This is a genomic window from Metapseudomonas phytobenefica, from assembly GCF_043392685.1.
Taxonomy (GTDB): Bacteria; Pseudomonadota; Gammaproteobacteria; order Pseudomonadales; family Pseudomonadaceae; genus Metapseudomonas.
Map to the genome: position 1 here is coordinate 22,157 of NZ_JBHZGM010000004.1, position 16,778 is coordinate 38,934.

A 16,778-nucleotide genomic window follows, 5' to 3' on the forward strand; every position below is an offset into this window, starting at 1 on the left:
CGGTCACGCAGCGACCCGATGGGCACACTACATATTCAGTGGCGCGTCTCCGACGGCGCGGCGCTGCCGCCACCGGCGAACAACTGGGCGATGTCCGCCGCGTCGAAGGTGTAGCGCTGATTGCAGAACTGGCAATCGATCACTACGGAGCCGCCGTTTTCCTGCAGCAGGGCTTCGGCATCTTCCTGGCCCAGGCTGAACAGCGCGTTGGCCGAACGCTGGCGCGAGCAGCTGCAGCGGAACTGGATGGCCTGCGGATCGAACAAGCGCACTACTTCTTCATGATAGAGGCGGTGCAGCACCGTTTCGTTGTCCAGGCCGAGCAATTCCTCGGCGGTCAGGGTGTCGGCCAGGGTGGTCAGGTGCTGCCAGTTGGCCTCGCGGGCCTCGGGGTCCTTCAGGCGGTCCGCCGGCAGGGCCTGGAGCAGCATGCCACGGGCATTGCGGCCATCGGCGTTGAGCCAGAAGCGGGTAGGTAGCTGCTGGGAATTGTCGAAGTAGCCGGACAGGCATTCGGCCAGAGTCGCGCCTTCGAGGGCGACGATGCCCTGGTAGCGCTGGCCCTGCTTCGGGTCCACGGTCAGGGTCAGTGAACCTTCGGGCATCAGTTCGCGCAGGCCGGCCGCGGGCGTGACCTGGCTGGCGTGGTAACGGGCGATGCCACGCACTTCGCGGTCGCTGGAGCATTCCACCATCAGCAGTGGAACCGCACCGGAGGAGCGCGCCTGCAATACCAGCAGGCCGTCGAACTTCAGGGTGCCGACCAGCAGGGAAGCGGCGGCGAGCATTTCACCGAGCAGCTGGGCAACCGGCTCCGGGTAGGGATGCTTGGCCAGGACGTGGGCGTAGCTCTCGCCGAGGGAGACCAGTTCGCCGCGCACATCGGTGTGGTCGAACAGAAAACGTTGGGTGAAATCGGACATGCCGGACTCGCTGCATTTGGGCCAGTTTGGCCGAAAGGCTGGCGATTTTATGCGCAAATCCGCCGGCTGACCAAGGGCCGGCTGTCTATCGCCGGCGCGGGCGTTTTCTATCGATCGGAACCCGGCGGCGGCAGCTGGTCTTCGCCGTGACCCTATTCGTGACCGCCGCGCAGGAAATGAATCTGCCGGCGCTGTTTCTTCGTCGGCCGCCCATCGGTCTGGATGCCCAGGGCGCCGGCCTTGCGCATGGCGGCGGCCTCTTCGCGCCTGGCCAGGCTCTCGGCGGTTTCCTCGTACAGCGCCTGTGCCTCGGGGGCGCCGCGACGCACCGCCGACAGCGCGCGGACGATCACGGTGCGCTCGTCGAAGCCGGCGCGGATGACGTATTCGTCGCCCACCTTCGGTTCCTTCGACGGCTTGCAGCGCTCGCCGTGATGGTGGACCTTGCCGCCCTCGATGGCTTCCTTGGCCAGGGCGCGGGTCTTGTAGAAGCGCGCGGCCCACAACCACTTGTCAAGGCGAACCTTGTCGTCGTCTTTATCGTCTTTGTCTTTGCCGCGCATGACTCGTTTCCATCCCCCACGGGCAGCCCCATTCGTCAGCCCGGTCTAAGCTCAGCCAGGGCCAGATGCAGTTGTCATTCCGGCCCACTAGAATGCGCCAATTTTACCGGAAAGCCTGTATTGAAGACTTTCGACCATCTCTCCGTGATCGGACTCCGCGAGTGGATCGCCCTGCCGGAACTCGGCATGGTCGGCCTGCGCGCGAAGATCGATACCGGCGCCAGCACCTCCACCCTGCACGCCAGCGACATCGTCCCCTTCGAAAAGAATGGCGAGCAGTGGGTCCGGTTCACCGCGCACCTCGGCACCCTGGTGCAGCGGCGACATCGATGCGAAGCGCAGGTGGTGACGGTGAAGACCATAAAAAGCTCCAACGGCCAGGCGCAGACCCGTTATGTCATTCGCACGCTGCTCGCGCTGGGTGACCGGGTCTGGCCCATCGAGTTCACCCTGGCCTGCCGCAAGACCATGCGCTACCGCGTGCTGCTGGGCTCCAAGGCCCTGGTACAGGCCCAGTTGGTGGTCAATCCGGCCCTCACCTACGTACAGGAAAAACCGACTCTTTCCCTCCCCGGTGCCCAATGAAAATCGCCGTGTTATCGCGCAATCCGCGCCTGTATTCGACTCGCCGCCTCGTCGAGGCCGGCCATCAGCGCGGCCATGAGATGGTGGTCATCGATACCCTGCGCGCCTATATGAACATCGCCAGCCACAAGCCGCAGATCCACTACCGCGGGCGGCCGCTGGAAGGCTTCGACGCGGTGATCCCGAGGATCGGCGCCTCGGTCACCTTCTATGGCTGCGCCGTGCTGCGCCAGTTCGAAATGATGGGGGTGTTCCCGCTCAATGAATCGGTGGCCATCACCCGCTCGCGGGACAAGTTGCGTTCGCTGCAGCTGCTCGCGCGCAAGGGCATCGGCCTGCCGGTGACCGGCTTTGCCCACTCCCCCGACGACATCCCCGACCTGATCCGCATGGTCAACGGCGCCCCACTGGTGATCAAGGTGCTGGAAGGCACCCAGGGCATAGGCGTGGTGTTGTGCGAGACGGAGAAGGCGGCCGAATCGGTGATCGAGGCCTTCATGGGCCTGAAGCAGAACATCATGGTGCAGGAATACATCCGCGAAGCCGGCGGCGCCGATATCCGCTGCTTCGTGGTGGGCGACAAGGTGATCGCAGCGATGAAGCGCCAGGCCAAGCCGGGTGAATTCCGCTCCAACCTGCATCGCGGCGGCCACGCCAGCCTGATCAAGATCACCCCGGAAGAGCGCTCCACCGCCATCCGCGCCGCCAAGGTCATGGGCCTCTCGGTGGCGGGCGTGGATATCCTGCGCTCCAATCACGGCCCGCTGGTGATGGAGGTGAACTCCTCACCCGGCCTGGAGGGCATCGAGACCACCACCGGGCACGATGTGGCCGGCATCATCATCCAGTACCTGGAAAAGAACGCCTGCCCCAATTCGACGAGAACCAAAGGAAAGGGGTGAGCCTGGGGGCACGGGCTTGAAGGTCTGCACGGACAGCCCCCTCTCACGCTTGCGGGAGAGGGTTGGGGAGAGGGAAGAGTCAGGCGGACATGGAGACCTGAAAACCCCTGGCCAGAGCGTTCCCTTCAATACCGCAACAGCTTTTGCAGACATAGCCAATGAATTCGCCTCTACAAGGTGCCTACAGGCTCCGCACCACCGGCCGCCCTTCCCGCTCGCGAATCCACCTGCGGAAGTTTTCCTCATTCAGCGGCCGGCTGAAGAAATAGCCCTGGCCCAGCTCGCAGCCGCGCTGGCGCAACATGGATAGCTGCTCCTCGCTCTCGATGCCTTCGGCAATGCACTCCAGGCCGAGGTTGCGGCCGATGGCCAGGATGGTTTCAACCAGGGCCAGGTCGTTCGCGTCAACGGCCAGGCCATCGACGAAGCTGCGGTCGATCTTCAGCCGGTCCAGCGGCAGGCGCTTGAGGTAGGCCAGGGATGAATAGCCGGTGCCGAAGTCGTCTATGGCGAATCGCACGCCCAACGACTTGAGCGCCTGCATGGCGCAAATGCACTGTTCCACCTCTTCCAGCAGGCTGCCTTCGGTGATTTCCAGTTCCAGCCGGCCGGGCGGGACGCCATGGCGCTTGAGCGCGCTTTCGATGCGCTCGACGAAGCCGGTTTTACGCAGCTCGCGCGGGCTGACATTGATGGCCAGCACCAGCCACGGCAGGTCGGCCTGCCAGGCGGCGAGGCAGGTGCAGGCGCGTTCGAGCATCCAGTCCGACAGTTCGAGGATCAGGCCGGTTTCTTCCGCCAGCGGAATGAACTGCGCCGGCGGCACATCGCCGCGCGTGGGGTGATGCCAACGCATCAGCGCCTCGGCGCCCAGCACGCGGCCATCGACCAGGGCCAGTTGCGGCTGGAACTCCAGGCTGAGCTGGCCGCGGTCAATGGCCTGGCGCAGCTCGCTCTGCAGTTGCAGGCGCTGGTCGATGGCCGCCTGCATTTCCGGGGCGAAGAAATGCAGGGCGTTGCGCCCGGACTGCTTGGCCCGGTACATGGCGGTGTCGGCCTGCTTGAGGACGTCGGCGGCGACCTGTTCGATGAAGGGGTGCAGGGCGATGCCGATGCTGGCGCTGACCACCAGTTCGTGCTCGCCGATGATGTAACTCCCGTGCAGGCCTTGCAGCAGCTTGTCGCCCACTTCGGCGGCCAGCTTGCCGGCCTGTTCCGGGCTGTCGGCCAGGGCTTCCAGCAGCACCACGAACTCGTCGCCGCCAAGGCGCGCCAGGGTGTCTTCATTGCGCAGGCAGCCGGCCAGGCGCGCGGTGACTTCCCGCAGCAGGGCATCGCCCACCGGGTGGCCGAGACTGTCGTTGACCGTCTTGAAGTGGTCCAGGTCGATGAATAGCAGCGCGCCGTAGCGACCTTCACGCTGCTCGCGAGCCATCGCGTGTTGCAGGCGATCGAGCAGCAGGCGGCGATTGGGCAGGCCGGTGAGTTCGTCGCTGTAGGCCAGGCGCTCGATCTCGCGCTGGTAGCGCTGGCGCTCGGAAATATCGGTGATGCTCAGGCGGATCAGCGGCCGGCCTTCGCCGGGCAGGCGCACCAGACGCACCTCGCAGGGACGCACGCGACCGTTCACATCGCGCATCAGCCAGTCGAAGGTGGGGGTTTCGCCCTTGAGCGCGGCGCGGGTATAGGCACTGGCCAGCTCCCGCGACGAGCGGCCGTCGGCCTGCAGCGGCGGGCTGAAACTGGTGGGCATGTGGCCTTTCAGCAGCTCGCGGGATATGCCGAACAGGCGCGCGGCGTTCTCGTTGGCTTCGACGATGCCGTGCTGCGGATCGAACACCAGGATGGCTTCCGGCGCATGCTCCACCAGGGTCCGGTAACGCGCCTCGGCCTCGTGCCGGGCGCTGATGTCTTCCACCAGCGCCAGCAAGGCGTAGAGCTGGCCGTCCAGGTCACGCACGCCGCGCACGTTGACCCGCGCGTGCACGGTACCGCCGGAGCCTTTCATGAAGCGCTTGTCCAGTTCGTAGCCATCACGTTCGCCCTTGCGCACCTCCTCCAGCAGGGCCTCTTCGGCGGCGCGGTCCTCGGCCACCGTCATGCTCATCCAGTCGACGCCGCGCAGTTGCTCGCGGGAGCGGCCGAGGATGCTGCAGAGCTTGTAGTTGACCTCTTCCCAGCGCTGGTCCGGGGTGCACAGGGCCATGCCGATCAATGGCGCCTCGAAGAACAGGTGCAGGTGCTTGTCGCGCTCGTGCTGCAGGCGCTCGGCGCGCTTCTGGCTGGTCAGGTCGAGCATCGCGCCGTAGATGCGGATCACCTGGTCGCCATCGTGCTCGGCCAGGCCCTTGATCCGCAGCCAGCGGGGCGTGCCGCGGGCGGCCTGGATGCGCAGCTCCACGTCGAACGGCTCGGCGCTGCGCAGGCACTGCTCCAGGGTGTCCTCCAGCAGGGAGCGGCTGGCCGGGTCGAAGTAGCTGAGCATCTGCCCGAGGCTGGGGGCGCCGGCGCCCGGATCCAGTTCATAGATGCGGAAGCTGCCCTCGCTCCAGGCCATCTTCAGGGTGGCGATCTCCAGCACCCAGCTGCCGATGTCGGCGATGGCTTCGGTCTGGTTCAGCAGGTGCGTCTGGCGCAGCAACTCGTCGCGGCGGGTATCCAGTTCTTCGAACAGCATCTCGCGGCCGCTGACATCGTGCTGCAGGGCGACGAAATGGCTGATGCCCTCGGCGTCACGCATGGGCGCCACGGTGATCTCGTTCCAGAACAGGCTGCCGTCCTTGCGGTAGTTGCGCAACACCAGCTGGCACTGCTCGCCACGCTGCAGCGCATCCTGCAGGCGCGGCAGCTCGGACTGATTGCGGTCGTGATGGAGCAGGAAGCGCCAGTGATTGCCCAGGACCTCGTCCCGCGAATAGCCGCTCATCCGCTCGAAGGCCGGGTTGCAGTAGATCAGCGGCTGGTCGGCCTGGCGCGCGTCGATGATGGTCACCCCAAGAGGGCTGGCCTGCAGCGCCAGGTTGCTCAGGGCCAGTTCCTTCTGCATCTCGTCGCGGCGGGCCAGCGCCAGGCGCAGGTCACTCAGGCTGCGCCCGACCAGCAGCGCGGACATCGTCAGCAGCAACACGCTGAAATAGAGCTCGACGCCCAACAGCGGTTCGGCCAGGAGCGCGTCACCTTCGAATTGGCGCAGGACCGGCAGGGCGAGCAGCGTCAGGGCGGTAAGGGCGGCGCCGCAGAGGGCCCCAGGAAAGCCCCAGACCAGCCCCAGGCCGAGCATCATCAGGCCGATGGGCGGCAGGGTTAGGATCAACGGCACCACGCTCAGCAGCCCGGGGATGAGCAGCGCCAGCACCAGCAGCAACGGCCAGGGCGGCAGGCGGTGCAGGGTATCGGGCAACGCTTCCACCGGCTCCGGCACCCAGCCCCGGCGGCCGAACAGCGGCGTAAGGTAGGTCAGCAGCGGCAGACTGACGGCCAGCGTGGTCAGGCATGCCACGGGCCAGACCAGCAGTGCGGCGTTGCCCCAGCTCTCGCGCGGCGTGCTGTCGCTCAGCATCAACGCCGCCTGCTCGCCGTAGACCAGCAGGCTTACCGGCAGCAGCACGCCATAGAGCATGAAGCGCAAGAGTTCGGAGAAGTCGCGCAGGTCGGCATGGCAGCCGGCGCGCTTGAGCGCCCACCAGCCCACGGCGACGCTGAGTGTTTCCGGCACGGCGTAGAGCGGCGCCCAGTACCAGCTGAGGTCCCACAGGGGCACGCTGAGCAGCGCGTTGAAATAGATGGCGGGCAATACCCGCGCGCCCCACCACAGGCAGAACACCAGGCCGAGGGCGAAGGGCAGGTACCAGACCGCCAATCCGCTGGAAGCCTGGGTACCAAGGGAAACCCAAGTGGCCAGATGCAGCAGCGGCAGAGGCAACCACCAGGTCCATTGGGGTAGTCGGAAAGAAGCAGCTGGCATACTGACCTCATGTCGGTGCGCAAGCTGAGGATAGCCCAGCGCCGCGCTAGCGTACGCCGAACCACTGGCATCGTGGCAGCACTGCCGATGGCGGGACCGAAGGGCTTCAGTCAGAAAGCGTCTAGATCGCTACGATGTACCGTTCCGCTCGAAAAGGAGCCGAGCGATGGCCAGGCTAGGCGGAAATCGGCGAGGCCGCGGAGTTGACGACTGTCAATGAGCAGGCCGAGCCGATTTCTGACAACGCATGGCCGAAGCGCAGACCCTTTTCGCAGGAACCTACACCGCGTCGCGGGGGAGCATCAGGCCCAACGGCAGGCAGACCCGCGCTTCCAGGCCGCCGCCGGAGCGGTTGCGCAACTCGACGCTGCCGCCGTGCTGCGCGGCGATGCGCTTGACGATGGCCAGCCCCAGGCCGGTGCCCTTGCCGCCGCGGGCGCGGTCGCCACGGATGAAGGGGTTGAAGATGTCCTGCAGCTCCGACGGGTCGATGCCCTGGCCCCGGTCCAGCACGCTCAGCACCACGTAGGGCGCTGCGTTGTCGCCGGCGAGGAAGGCTGCAACCTCGACACCGTTGCCGCCATATCGCAGCGCGTTCTCGATCAGGTTCGTCAGCAGGCGCTTGATCGACACACGCCGCAACGGAAACGGCGGCAGCGGTTCCAGGCACAGGCGTACCTGTTCGCCCTGCTGGTTGTAGGGCGCGACCACTTCGCGGACCAGTTCGCCCAGGTCCAACTCTTCCACCCGCTCGTCGCGGCCATCACGGATGAAGGCGAGGAACTGGTCGAGGATGGCGTCCATATCCTCGATGTCGCGGACCATGTCTTCGGTCAGCTCGGAGTCGTTGCTCATCAATTCCAGGGACAGGCGCAGGCGCGTCAGCGGCGTGCGCAGGTCATGGGAAACGCCGGCCAGCATCAGCTCGCGCTCGCGGGCTCCGCGTTCGACGTCCTCGGCCATCTGGTTGAAGGCGCGGTACACCTCGGCCATCTCGCTCGGCGTGTCGCTCACCGGCAGGCGCACGCTGCGGCCCTGGCCGACCTGGCGGGCGGCGAAGACCAGACGCTTGAGCGGGGCGTTGAGCTGGCGCACGAAAATCCAGGCAGCGGCAGTGGAGAGCAGGCCGATGCCGAGGAACCAGCCGAGCACGCTCCAGATGCGCTGACCGCGCAGGGGGTGTGGATAAAGCGGGATGCGCACCCAGTCCGGCCCCAGTTCCGGGGCGTGGACCCAGAGCGCCGGCGGGCTCTGGGCCCGCAGGCGCACTTCGGTGCCCGGGCCGAGTTCGGCCTGCATCTGGCGCTGGAAGATTTCGCTGTAGGGCCAGTGCTGTTCACTGGCGGGCACGGCATCACGGGGGACCCGCTTGAGCCCGGCGGCCTTGGCCAGGTCGTGACGCTCTTCTTCGCTCGCCGCCCAGTAGGCGCGCAGGGTCAGCGCGGCGCCGTGGCTGTACTGGCGATCCACCAGTACGTCCTCGTTCATCATCAGGTAGACCAGGGTCAGCGCCTTGGAAAACAGCACGACGATGAGCACCAGCCAGAGGGTGCGGGAGAAGAAGCTCTGCGGGAACCAGTAGGGGGTGCGCATCACCACCCTGGGTTGCCCGGCGGCGGGAACCCCCGTCGCACGTTCACTTGTTGCCATCGGGTACGAACACGTAGCCCACGCCCCAGACGGTCTGGATATAGCGCGGCTTGGAAGGGTCCGGTTCGATCAGCCGGCGCAGACGGGAAATCTGCACGTCGATGGAGCGCTCCAGGGCGTCCCACTCGCGGCCACGGGCCAGGTTCATCAGTTTGTCGCGGGTCAGCGGCTCGCGGGCATGCTGGACCAGCGCCTTGAGCACGGCGAACTCACCGGTGGTGAGCATCTGTACGTCGTTGCCTTTCTTCAGTTCGCGGGTGGCGAGCGACAGCTCGTACTCACCGAAGCTGACGCTTTCGTCCTCGCTGGCCGGGGCGCCCGGTACCTGCGGCGCCTGGCGGCGCAGCACGGCCTTGATCCGCGCCAGCAGCTCGCGGGGGTTGAACGGCTTGGCCAGGTAATCGTCGGCGCCCAGTTCCAGTCCCTGGATGCGGCTGGTCTCGTCGCCCTTGGCGGTGAGCATGATGATCGGCACCTGGTTGTTGGACGCGCGCAGGCGGCGGCAGGCCGACAGGCCGTCCTCGCCGGGAAGCATCAGGTCCAGCACCACCAGGTTGAAGAGTTCGCGAGCCAGCAGGCGATCCATCTGCTCGACGTTCTCCACGGCGCGCACGCGAAAGCCCTGCTCGTCGAGGAAGCGCTCGAGTAAGCGTCGCAGGCGGGCATCGTCATCGACTATGAGGATCTTTTCGCCTTCAGCGGTCGGGTTGCTGCTCATGTTTTCTCCTGTGTGCAAGCCGCGCATTATCGCCTGCCGCCAGCGCGCGGCGGCTTGCCCATTGTTAGCAGATTTTTCCCCGAACGGTTCCCTACCCTTCGAAACTCGGTGTTTATAATGCGGCGCCTTTCATTACCGGCGAGCCCTGGCTCGCCGGTCTGTTTTTCCGCGGTAGCCGCCGTGCCCTGACCCGGGCTGCCGCCCATGCAGGTGTTTTCAATGGATATCAACAACCGCATTGCTGAAGAACTGGGCGTGCGCCCGCAACAGGTCGCCGCCGCCGTGGAACTGCTGGACGAGGGTTCCACCGTCCCCTTCATCGCCCGTTACCGGAAGGAAGTCACCGGCAGCCTCGACGATACCCAGCTGCGTACCCTGGAAGAACGCCTGCGCTATCTGCGCGAAATGGAAGACCGCCGCACCGCGATCCTCGCCAGCATCACCGAACAGGGCAAACTGACCCCGGAACTGGAACGCGAGATCCGCCTCGCCGACACCAAGACCCGCCTCGAAGACCTCTACCTGCCCTATAAGCAGAAGCGCCGCACCAAGGGCCAGATCGCCCTGGAAGCCGGCCTCGGCGAACTGGCCGACGCGCTGTTCAACGACCCGACTCTGGCCCCGGAAGCCGAAGCCGCTCGCTTCATCGACGCGGAAAAGGGCTTCGCCGACATCAAGGCCGTGCTCGAAGGCGCCAAGTACATCCTCATGGAGCGCTTCGCCGAAGACGCCACCCTGCTCGCCAGCCTGCGCGGCTTCCTCAAGGACAACGCCACCCTCAGTGCCCGCCTGGTGGCCGGCAAGGAGCAGGAAGGCGCCAAATTCAGCGACTACTTCGAGCATGACGAAAACCTCAAGGGCGTGCCCTCGCACCGGGCCCTGGCGATCTTCCGCGGCCGCAACGAAGGCGTGCTGAGCATCGCCCTGAAGGTCGGCGAGGAGCTGCCGGGCACCCTGCACCCGTGCGAAGTGATGATCGGCGAGCGCTTCGACATCCAGAATCAGGGCCGCGCCGCCGACAAGTGGCTGTCCGAAGTGGTGCGCTGGACCTGGAAAGTCAAGCTCTATACCCACCTGGAAACCGACCTGCTGGGCGAGCTGCGCGAAGCCGCCGAAAGCGAGGCGATCAACGTCTTCGCCCGCAACCTGCACGACCTGCTGCTGGCCGCGCCGGCCGGCCCGCGCGCCACCCTGGGTCTGGACCCGGGCCTGCGCACCGGCTGCAAGGTGGCCGTGGTCGATGCCACCGGCAAGCTGCTGGAAACCGCCACCGTCTACCCCCATGTGCCGCACAACAAGTGGGACGAGACCCTGGCCATCCTCGGCAAGCTCTGCGCCAAGCACAGCGTCGACCTGATCGCTATCGGCAACGGCACCGCCAGCCGCGAGACCGACAAGCTGGCCATCGAACTGATCCGGAAATACCCCGCGCTGAAGATGACCAAGATCATGGTCAGCGAGGCCGGCGCGTCGGTGTATTCCGCTTCCGAGCTGGCGGCGAAGGAATTCCCGGACCTGGACGTGTCCCTGCGTGGCGCAGTAAGCATCGCCCGCCGCCTGCAGGACCCGCTGGCCGAGCTGGTGAAGATCGACCCGAAATCCATCGGCGTCGGCCAGTACCAGCACGACGTGTCCCAGGTGCAGCTGGCGCGCAGCCTGGATGCCGTGGTGGAAGACTGCGTGAACGCCGTGGGCGTGGACGTGAACACCGCCTCGGCCGCCCTGCTGGCGCGCATCTCCGGCCTCAACGCCACCCTGGCGCAGAACATCGTCAACTACCGTGACGCCAACGGCGCCTTCAAGACCCGCGACGAGCTGAAAAAGGTCAGCCGCCTGGGCGAGAAGACCTTCGAGCAGGCCGCCGGCTTCCTCCGCGTGATGAACGGCGACAACCCGCTGGACGCCTCCGCGGTGCACCCGGAAACCTATCCGCTGGTGCAGCGCATCGCCGCCGATACCGGCCGTGACATCCGCTCGCTGATCGGCGATTCCGCCTTCCTCAAGCGTCTGGACCCGGCCAGGTTCACCGATGACACCTTCGGTCTGCCCACTGTCACCGACATCCTCAAGGAACTGGACAAGCCCGGCCGCGACCCGCGTCCCGAGTTCAAGACCGCCGAGTTCCAGGAAGGCGTCGAGAGCCTGAAGGACCTCAAGCCCGGCATGGTGCTCGAAGGCGTGGTGACCAACGTCACCAACTTCGGCGCCTTCGTCGACATCGGCGTCCACCAGGACGGTCTGGTGCACATCTCCGCGCTGTCGGAAAAGTTCGTCAAGGACCCGTACGAAGTGGTCAAGGCCGGTGACATCGTCCGCGTGAAGGTCATGGAAGTGGACATCCCGCGTAACCGCGTCGGCCTGTCCATGCGCATGGGCGACACCCCCGGCGAGAAGGTCGACGGCCCGCGCGGCGGTGCCCGCCAGGGCGGCCAGTCCCGTCAGCAGCAGAGCGCCCCGCGCCATGGCGCAGCGCCTGCCACCGGCGGCATGGCGTCGCTGTTCGCCAACGCCAAGCAGCTCAAGAAGAAGTGACCATGGACCTGAGCAACCTGCGGACCGGCAGCAATTACACCCAGCACCTGGGCATCGAGGCGGTGAGCCTGGGCGACGGCGTCGCCGAGGCACGCCTGCCCATGGCCGAACACCTGCGTAACCGTGGCCAGGTGATGCACGGCGGGGCGATCTTCTCCCTGCTGGACGTCACCATGGGGCTGGCCTGTTCCAGCAGCCACGGCTTCGACCGGCGCAGCGCCACCCTGGAATGCAAGATCAACTACATCCGCCCGGTGGCAGGCGGCGAGGTGATCTGCAAGGCGCGGGTGCTGCATGCCGGCAAGCGCACGCTGGTGGTGGAGGCCGACGTGCTGCAGGGCGACAAGCTGGTCGCCAGGGGACAAGGCACCTTCGCTCAGCTGTAATAGCGAGGTGGTGGCGAGGCTCTATTCTGGACGAAGCGACAACGCGAACCGCCGGCAGGACAAGTATTTCCGCCGGCGGCCAAGTCCGCCTCTTGTAGACAGTTAGGTCCACCCCCATATTGGGGCGACCGACGCGTGAAGGATTCCAAATTGAGCGATCTTCTTTCCCGCCGCCTGGCCCTGCTCGGCGAGCGCGCCAACCTGCCCCTGCTCACTCGCTGCCTGCACGGCATCGAGCGTGAATGCCTGCGGGTCGACGGCAATGGCCAACTGGCGCTGACGCCACACTCCCCCGCCCTGGGCTCGGCGCTGACCCATGCGCAGATCACCACGGACTATTCCGAATCGCTGCTGGAGTTCATCACGCCGGCCGAGGTCGATCCGGCGAAGACCCTGGCGGACCTGGAGAAGATCCACCGCTTCACCCTGGACAAGCTCGGCGACGAACTGCTCTGGAGCCCTTCCATGCCCTGCCGCCTGCCGGCGGAGGAAGACATCCCCATCGCGCACTACGGCACCTCGCCCATCGGCCGCCTGAAGTACATCTACCGCAAGGGCTTGGCCGTGCGTTACGGCAAGACCATGCAGTGCATTGCCGGCATCCACTACAACTTTTCCCTGCCCGAGGCGCTCTGGCCGCTGCTCAAGCAGGCCGAAGGCGATCCGCAGAGCGACCGCGAGTACCAGTCGGCGCGCTACATCGCGATGATCCGCAACTTCCGCCGCTATAGCTGGCTGCTGATGTACCTGTTCGGTGCTGCCCCGGCGCTGGACAAGAGCTTCCTGCGCGGCCGTCCGCACGACCTCGACAACCTCGACGCCGACACCCTGTTCCTGCCCTGGGCCACCAGCCTGCGGATGAGCGACCTGGGCTACCAGAACAACGCACAGGCCGGCCTCACCCCTTGCTACAACAGCCTCGACAGTTACCTGGCGAGCCTTCGCCAGGCAGTGTCCACCCCCTACCCGCCCTATGCCGAGATCGGCACCAAGCAGAACGGCGAATGGGTGCAGCTGAACACCAACGTCATCCAGATCGAGAACGAGTACTACTCGTCGATCCGCCCCAAGCGCGTCACCTACACCGGCGAGCGCCCGATCCAGGCACTGATGGCCCGTGGCGTGCAGTACGTGGAAGTGCGCTGCCTCGACATCAACCCCTTCCTGCCGCTGGGCATCGACCTGACCGAAGCGCGCTTCCTCGATGCCTTCCTGCTGTTCTGCGCCCTGCAGGACAGCCCGCCGATGGCCGGCGAGGAATGCCGCAGCGCCACCGACAACTTCCAGCGGGTGGTCAAGGAAGGCCGCCGTCCCGGCCTGCAACTGCAGCGCCACGGCCATACCACCAGCCTGACCGAATGGGCCGATGAACTGCTCGACCGCATCGCCCGCACCGCCGAACTGCTGGACGCCGCCCAAGGTGACCGGGCACACGCCGAGGCCCTGGCCGCCCAGCGTGCCAAGGTCGCCAACCCGGAGCTGACCCCATCGGCACAGGTCCTGGCGGAAATGCGCGAGCGTGGCGAAAGCTTCAGCCAGTTCGCCCTGCGCCAGAGCCGCCAGCATGCCGACTACTTCCGCAGCCAGCCGCTCAGCGCCGAGGACCAGGACCGCTTCGAGACCATGGCCCGCCAGTCCCTGGACGAACAGGCACGCCTGGAAGCCGAGCCGGAAGTGGATTTCGACACCTTCGTCGCCGCCTATCAGGCGAGCATCCTGGGCCTGATCAGCAACTGATCGCGCCAGGGAAACCTTGTGGGGGCGAATTCATTCGCTAAGGGCAGCTCCGCTGCCCCCCTGCAAGCGCGAAGGGCAGGCCTTCGGCCTGCTTTGCGATTGAAATCGCCCCCACAGAAAGGAATGGGGTTCAGAGGGCCTTTTCGAACACCTTCGAATTGCGTTGGAAGTTGTACAGCGAGGCCCGCGCGGCCGGCAGCCGCTCGACGCCGCTGGGCTGGAAGCCGCGCTCGCGGAACCAGTGGGCGGTGCGGGTGGTGAGGACGTAGAGGGTCTTCAGGCCCAGGGCGCGGGCGCGCTCCTCGATGCGTTCGAGCAACTCATCGCCCCGGCCGCCGTGACGGTATTCCGGATTCACCGCCAGGCAGGCCAGCTCGCCGGCATCGGAGTCGGCGATGGGATAGAGCGCCGCGCAAGCGATGATCAGGCCATCGCGCTCGACGATGGTGAACTGCTCGATCTCCCGTTCCAGCACTTCCCGTGAACGGCGCACCAGGATGCCCTGGTCCTCCAGCGGGGTGATCAGGTCGATCAGGCCGCCGACGTCCTCGATGGTGGCTTCGCGCAGGGATTCGAACTGTTCCTGGTCCACCAGGGTGCCGCCGCCATCGCGGGTGAACAGCTCGGTAAGCAGCGAACCGTTCTCGGCAAAGCTGACCATGTGGCTGCGCTTGACCCCGGCGCGGCAGGCCTGGGCGGCAGCGTCGAGCAGCTCGGCCTGGTAGTTGCTGCCCAGGCGCGCCAGGTGTGGAGGCACCTGCTGTGGACGCAGCTCGCGCACCAGCTTGCCGGATTCGTCGAGCAGGCCGCGCTCGGCGCCGAACAGGATCAGCTTGTCCGCCCCCAGGTCGATGGCGACGCGGGTGGCAACGTCCTCGCAGGCAAGGTTGAAGATTTCCCCGGTGGGCGAGTAGCCGAGCGGCGACAGCAGCACGATGGTGCGCTCGTCCAGCAGGCGGCCGATGCCCTTGCGGTCCACCCGGCGCACTTCGCCGGTGTGGTGGTAATCGATGCCGTCAACGACGCCGATCGGGCGCGCGGTGACGAAGTTGCCGGTGCTCACCCGCAGCCGCGAGCCCTGCATCGGCGAGGCAGCGATATCCATGGACAGGCGTGCCTCGATGGCGATGCGCAACTGGCCCACGGCTTCGATCACGCATTCCAGCGTAGGGCCGTCGGTGATCCGCAGGTCGCGGTGGAAGTGCGGGGTGAGGCCGCGCGCGGCCAGGCGCGCCTCGATCTGCGGGCGCGAGCCGTGCACCAGCACCAGGCGCACGCCCATGCTGTGCAGCAGCACCAGGTCGTGGACGATATTGCCGAAGTTCGGGTGAGCGACCCCCTCGCCGGGCAGCATCACCACGAAGGTGCAGTCCCGGTGGGCGTTGATGTAAGGAGTAGCGTGGCGCAGCCAGTTGACGTAGTCGGGCATGGTTCCGTGAGCCTGTCATAGAGCGAATTGACGAGTGCGATCCCCGGCTTGCCGGGAATGAAGGTGAGGCGGCGCGTTATCGTCGTCGCAGGAGCATCAACGGAAACCCTCCGGGGTCAGGACTTGGTGGCCGATTGCAGGCAGTAATGCTGGATGAGCTGGCGCAATAGCGCAACGGTAGGCTCGATCCGTGACAGTTCGAGATGCTCGTCCGGCTGGTGGGCGCAGGCGATGTCGCCGGGGCCGAGCACCAGGGTCTCGCAACCGAGCTGCTGAAGATACGGTGCTTCGGTGGCAAAGGCCACCGATTGCGCGGTATGGCCGGTAAGACTTTCGGCTAGGCGCACCAGATCACTTTCCGGCGACTGCTCGAACGGCGGCGCTTCCGGGAACAGCGGCTTGAAGTCGATCTTCACCTGATAGTGCTCGGCCACCGGGCGCAGGCGCTGGCGGATCACCGCCCGCAGGGTTTCCGGATTCATGCCCGGCAACGGGCGCAGGTCGAACTCCAGGCTGCACTGGCCGCAGATTCGGTTGGGGTTGTCGCCACCGTGGATGCAGCCAAGGTTCAGCGTGGGCTGCGGCACGCTGAATTGCGGATTGCGGAACTCCTGCTGCCACTGGCCACGCAGCTCGATGAGGTCGCTCATCACCGCGTGCATGGCCTCCAGGGCGCTGTGGCCCAGGCTGGGGTCGGAGGAGTGGCCGCTCTGCCCGAGGATGTCGATGCGCTCCATCATCACCCCCTTGTGCAGGCGGATGGGCTTGAGCCCCGTCGGCTCGCCGATCACTGCCGCACGGCACAGGGGCCTGCCGGCCTCCACCAGGGCGCGAGCGCCGGCCATGGAGCTTTCCTCGTCACAGGTGGCGAGGATGATCAGCGGCTGCTGGAAGCGCTGGTCCAGCAGGCCGCGCACCGCCTCGATAGCCAGGGGGAAGAAGCCCTTCATGTCGCAGCTGCCCAGGCCGTACCAGCGATTGCCGGCTTCGCTGAGTTTCAGCGGGTCGGTTTTCCACAGGGCGGCGTCGAAGGGCACGGTGTCGCTATGGCCGGCCAGCACCAGGCCTCCGGGGCCCGTGCCGTAGGTCGCCAGCAGGTTGGACTTGCCCGGCGCGACCTGCTGGACCTCGCAGCGGAAACCGAGGTCGCCGAGCCAGGCAGCCAGCAATTCGATCACCGCCTGGTTCGACTGGTCCCAACGGGGCTGGGTGCAGCTCACCGAAGGAGTAGCGATCAGCGCAGCGAACTGGGATTTCAGGTCTGGAACGGACATCGAGAGGCCTCCACGGACGAACGATCATCATAGGCCCAAGGCTGCGCGCGGCGAAACCGCTGCGGCACGGGAGCGGCCCGTCCTGTAAACTTCACCGCCTTGGCAGCCACCCCCT

Annotated in this window: 12 protein-coding genes; 5 read left to right on the forward strand and 7 right to left on the reverse strand. The window is 66.3% G+C overall.

The annotated features are described in order from the left end of the window. Positions 1-35: 35 nt before the first annotated feature. Both hslO and ACFW0B_RS04815 read right to left on the reverse strand, forming a co-directional pair. The gene (gene hslO, locus ACFW0B_RS04810; protein WP_449146819.1) at positions 36-923 is read right to left on the reverse strand and encodes an Hsp33 family molecular chaperone HslO; all 888 of its coding nucleotides are present in this window, start codon (positions 921-923) and stop codon (positions 36-38) included. 152 nt (positions 924-1,075) lie between these two features. Next, positions 1,076-1,486 carry an RNA-binding S4 domain-containing protein gene (locus ACFW0B_RS04815; protein ID WP_449146820.1) on the reverse strand — a complete coding sequence of 137 codons (411 nt, stop codon included), beginning with the start codon at positions 1,484-1,486 and terminating at the stop codon, positions 1,076-1,078. Between the two features lie 120 nt (positions 1,487-1,606). On the opposite strand from ACFW0B_RS04815, the gene rimB reads away from it, so the two are divergent. Both rimB and rimK read left to right on the forward strand, forming a co-directional pair. Beyond that, complete coding sequence (gene rimB, locus ACFW0B_RS04820) at positions 1,607-2,071, forward strand: retropepsin-like aspartic endopeptidase RimB (protein WP_459251684.1); 465 nt, start codon at positions 1,607-1,609, stop codon at positions 2,069-2,071. After that, entirely contained in the window at positions 2,068-2,973 is a 906-nt protein-coding gene (gene rimK / locus ACFW0B_RS04825) for a 30S ribosomal protein S6--L-glutamate ligase (RefSeq protein ID WP_449146821.1), read from the forward strand. The genes rimB and rimK overlap by 4 nt, the downstream gene beginning before the upstream one ends. 181 nt (positions 2,974-3,154) lie before the next feature. Here rimK and ACFW0B_RS04830 read toward each other — a convergent pair whose 3' ends face one another. The 3 genes from ACFW0B_RS04830 to ompR all read right to left on the reverse strand — a co-directional run bounded on the left by ACFW0B_RS04830 (position 3,155) and on the right by ompR (position 9,305). Continuing rightward, positions 3,155-6,937, reverse strand: coding sequence for a sensor domain-containing protein (locus ACFW0B_RS04830; protein WP_449146822.1), 3,783 nt, complete (start codon positions 6,935-6,937; stop codon positions 3,155-3,157). A gap of 279 nt (positions 6,938-7,216) precedes the next feature. Continuing rightward, complete coding sequence (locus tag ACFW0B_RS04835) at positions 7,217-8,530, reverse strand: ATP-binding protein (RefSeq protein ID WP_449147029.1); 1,314 nt, start codon at positions 8,528-8,530, stop codon at positions 7,217-7,219. A 43-nt stretch (positions 8,531-8,573) separates the two neighbouring features. Further along, complete coding sequence (gene ompR / locus ACFW0B_RS04840) at positions 8,574-9,305, reverse strand: osmolarity response regulator transcription factor OmpR (protein ID WP_449146823.1); 732 nt, start codon at positions 9,303-9,305, stop codon at positions 8,574-8,576. A gap of 219 nt (positions 9,306-9,524) precedes the next feature. Between ompR and ACFW0B_RS04845 the strand changes: the two genes are divergently transcribed. From ACFW0B_RS04845 to gshA, 3 genes are all read left to right on the forward strand, one after another. After that, positions 9,525-11,837: a Tex family protein gene (locus ACFW0B_RS04845; RefSeq protein ID WP_449146824.1), complete on the forward strand. Its 2,313-nt coding sequence runs from the start codon at positions 9,525-9,527 to the stop codon at positions 11,835-11,837. Positions 11,838-11,839: 2 nt separating this feature from the next. Next, complete coding sequence (locus ACFW0B_RS04850) at positions 11,840-12,223, forward strand: PaaI family thioesterase (protein ID WP_449146825.1); 384 nt, start codon at positions 11,840-11,842, stop codon at positions 12,221-12,223. Positions 12,224-12,373: 150 nt separating this feature from the next. Continuing rightward, entirely contained in the window at positions 12,374-13,960 is a 1,587-nt protein-coding gene (gene gshA, locus ACFW0B_RS04855) for a glutamate--cysteine ligase (protein WP_449146826.1), read from the forward strand. Positions 13,961-14,090: 130 nt separating this feature from the next. Here gshA and argA read toward each other — a convergent pair whose 3' ends face one another. Together argA and argE are read right to left on the reverse strand one after the other, a co-directional pair. Next, on the reverse strand, positions 14,091-15,389 hold the full coding sequence (argA, locus tag ACFW0B_RS04860; RefSeq protein WP_449146827.1) for an amino-acid N-acetyltransferase: 1,299 nt from the start codon (positions 15,387-15,389) through the stop codon (positions 14,091-14,093). A 116-nt stretch (positions 15,390-15,505) separates the two neighbouring features. Beyond that, positions 15,506-16,663, reverse strand: a complete 1,158-nt coding sequence (gene argE, locus ACFW0B_RS04865; RefSeq protein ID WP_449146828.1) for an acetylornithine deacetylase — start codon at positions 16,661-16,663, stop codon at positions 15,506-15,508. Between the last annotated feature and the right edge of the window lie 115 nt (positions 16,664-16,778).

What these genes read in the sequence shown, in the direction of transcription:
- hslO (WP_449146819.1), bottom strand. Translation starts at nt 923, where the DNA reads ATGTCCGATTTCACCCAACGTTTTCTGTTCGACCACACCGATGTGCGC.
- ACFW0B_RS04815 (WP_449146820.1), bottom strand. Translation starts at nt 1,486, where the DNA reads ATGCGCGGCAAAGACAAAGACGATAAAGACGACGACAAGGTTCGCCTT.
- rimK (WP_449146821.1), top strand. Translation starts at nt 2,068, where the DNA reads ATGAAAATCGCCGTGTTATCGCGCAATCCGCGCCTGTATTCGACTCGC.
- ACFW0B_RS04830 (WP_449146822.1), bottom strand. Translation starts at nt 6,937, where the DNA reads ATGCCAGCTGCTTCTTTCCGACTACCCCAATGGACCTGGTGGTTGCCT.
- ACFW0B_RS04835 (WP_449147029.1), bottom strand. Translation starts at nt 8,530, where the DNA reads ATGCGCACCCCCTACTGGTTCCCGCAGAGCTTCTTCTCCCGCACCCTC.
- ompR (WP_449146823.1), bottom strand. Translation starts at nt 9,305, where the DNA reads ATGAGCAGCAACCCGACCGCTGAAGGCGAAAAGATCCTCATAGTCGAT.
- ACFW0B_RS04845 (WP_449146824.1), top strand. Translation starts at nt 9,525, where the DNA reads ATGGATATCAACAACCGCATTGCTGAAGAACTGGGCGTGCGCCCGCAA.
- ACFW0B_RS04850 (WP_449146825.1), top strand. Translation starts at nt 11,840, where the DNA reads ATGGACCTGAGCAACCTGCGGACCGGCAGCAATTACACCCAGCACCTG.
- argA (WP_449146827.1), bottom strand. Translation starts at nt 15,389, where the DNA reads ATGCCCGACTACGTCAACTGGCTGCGCCACGCTACTCCTTACATCAAC.
- argE (WP_449146828.1), bottom strand. Translation starts at nt 16,663, where the DNA reads ATGTCCGTTCCAGACCTGAAATCCCAGTTCGCTGCGCTGATCGCTACT.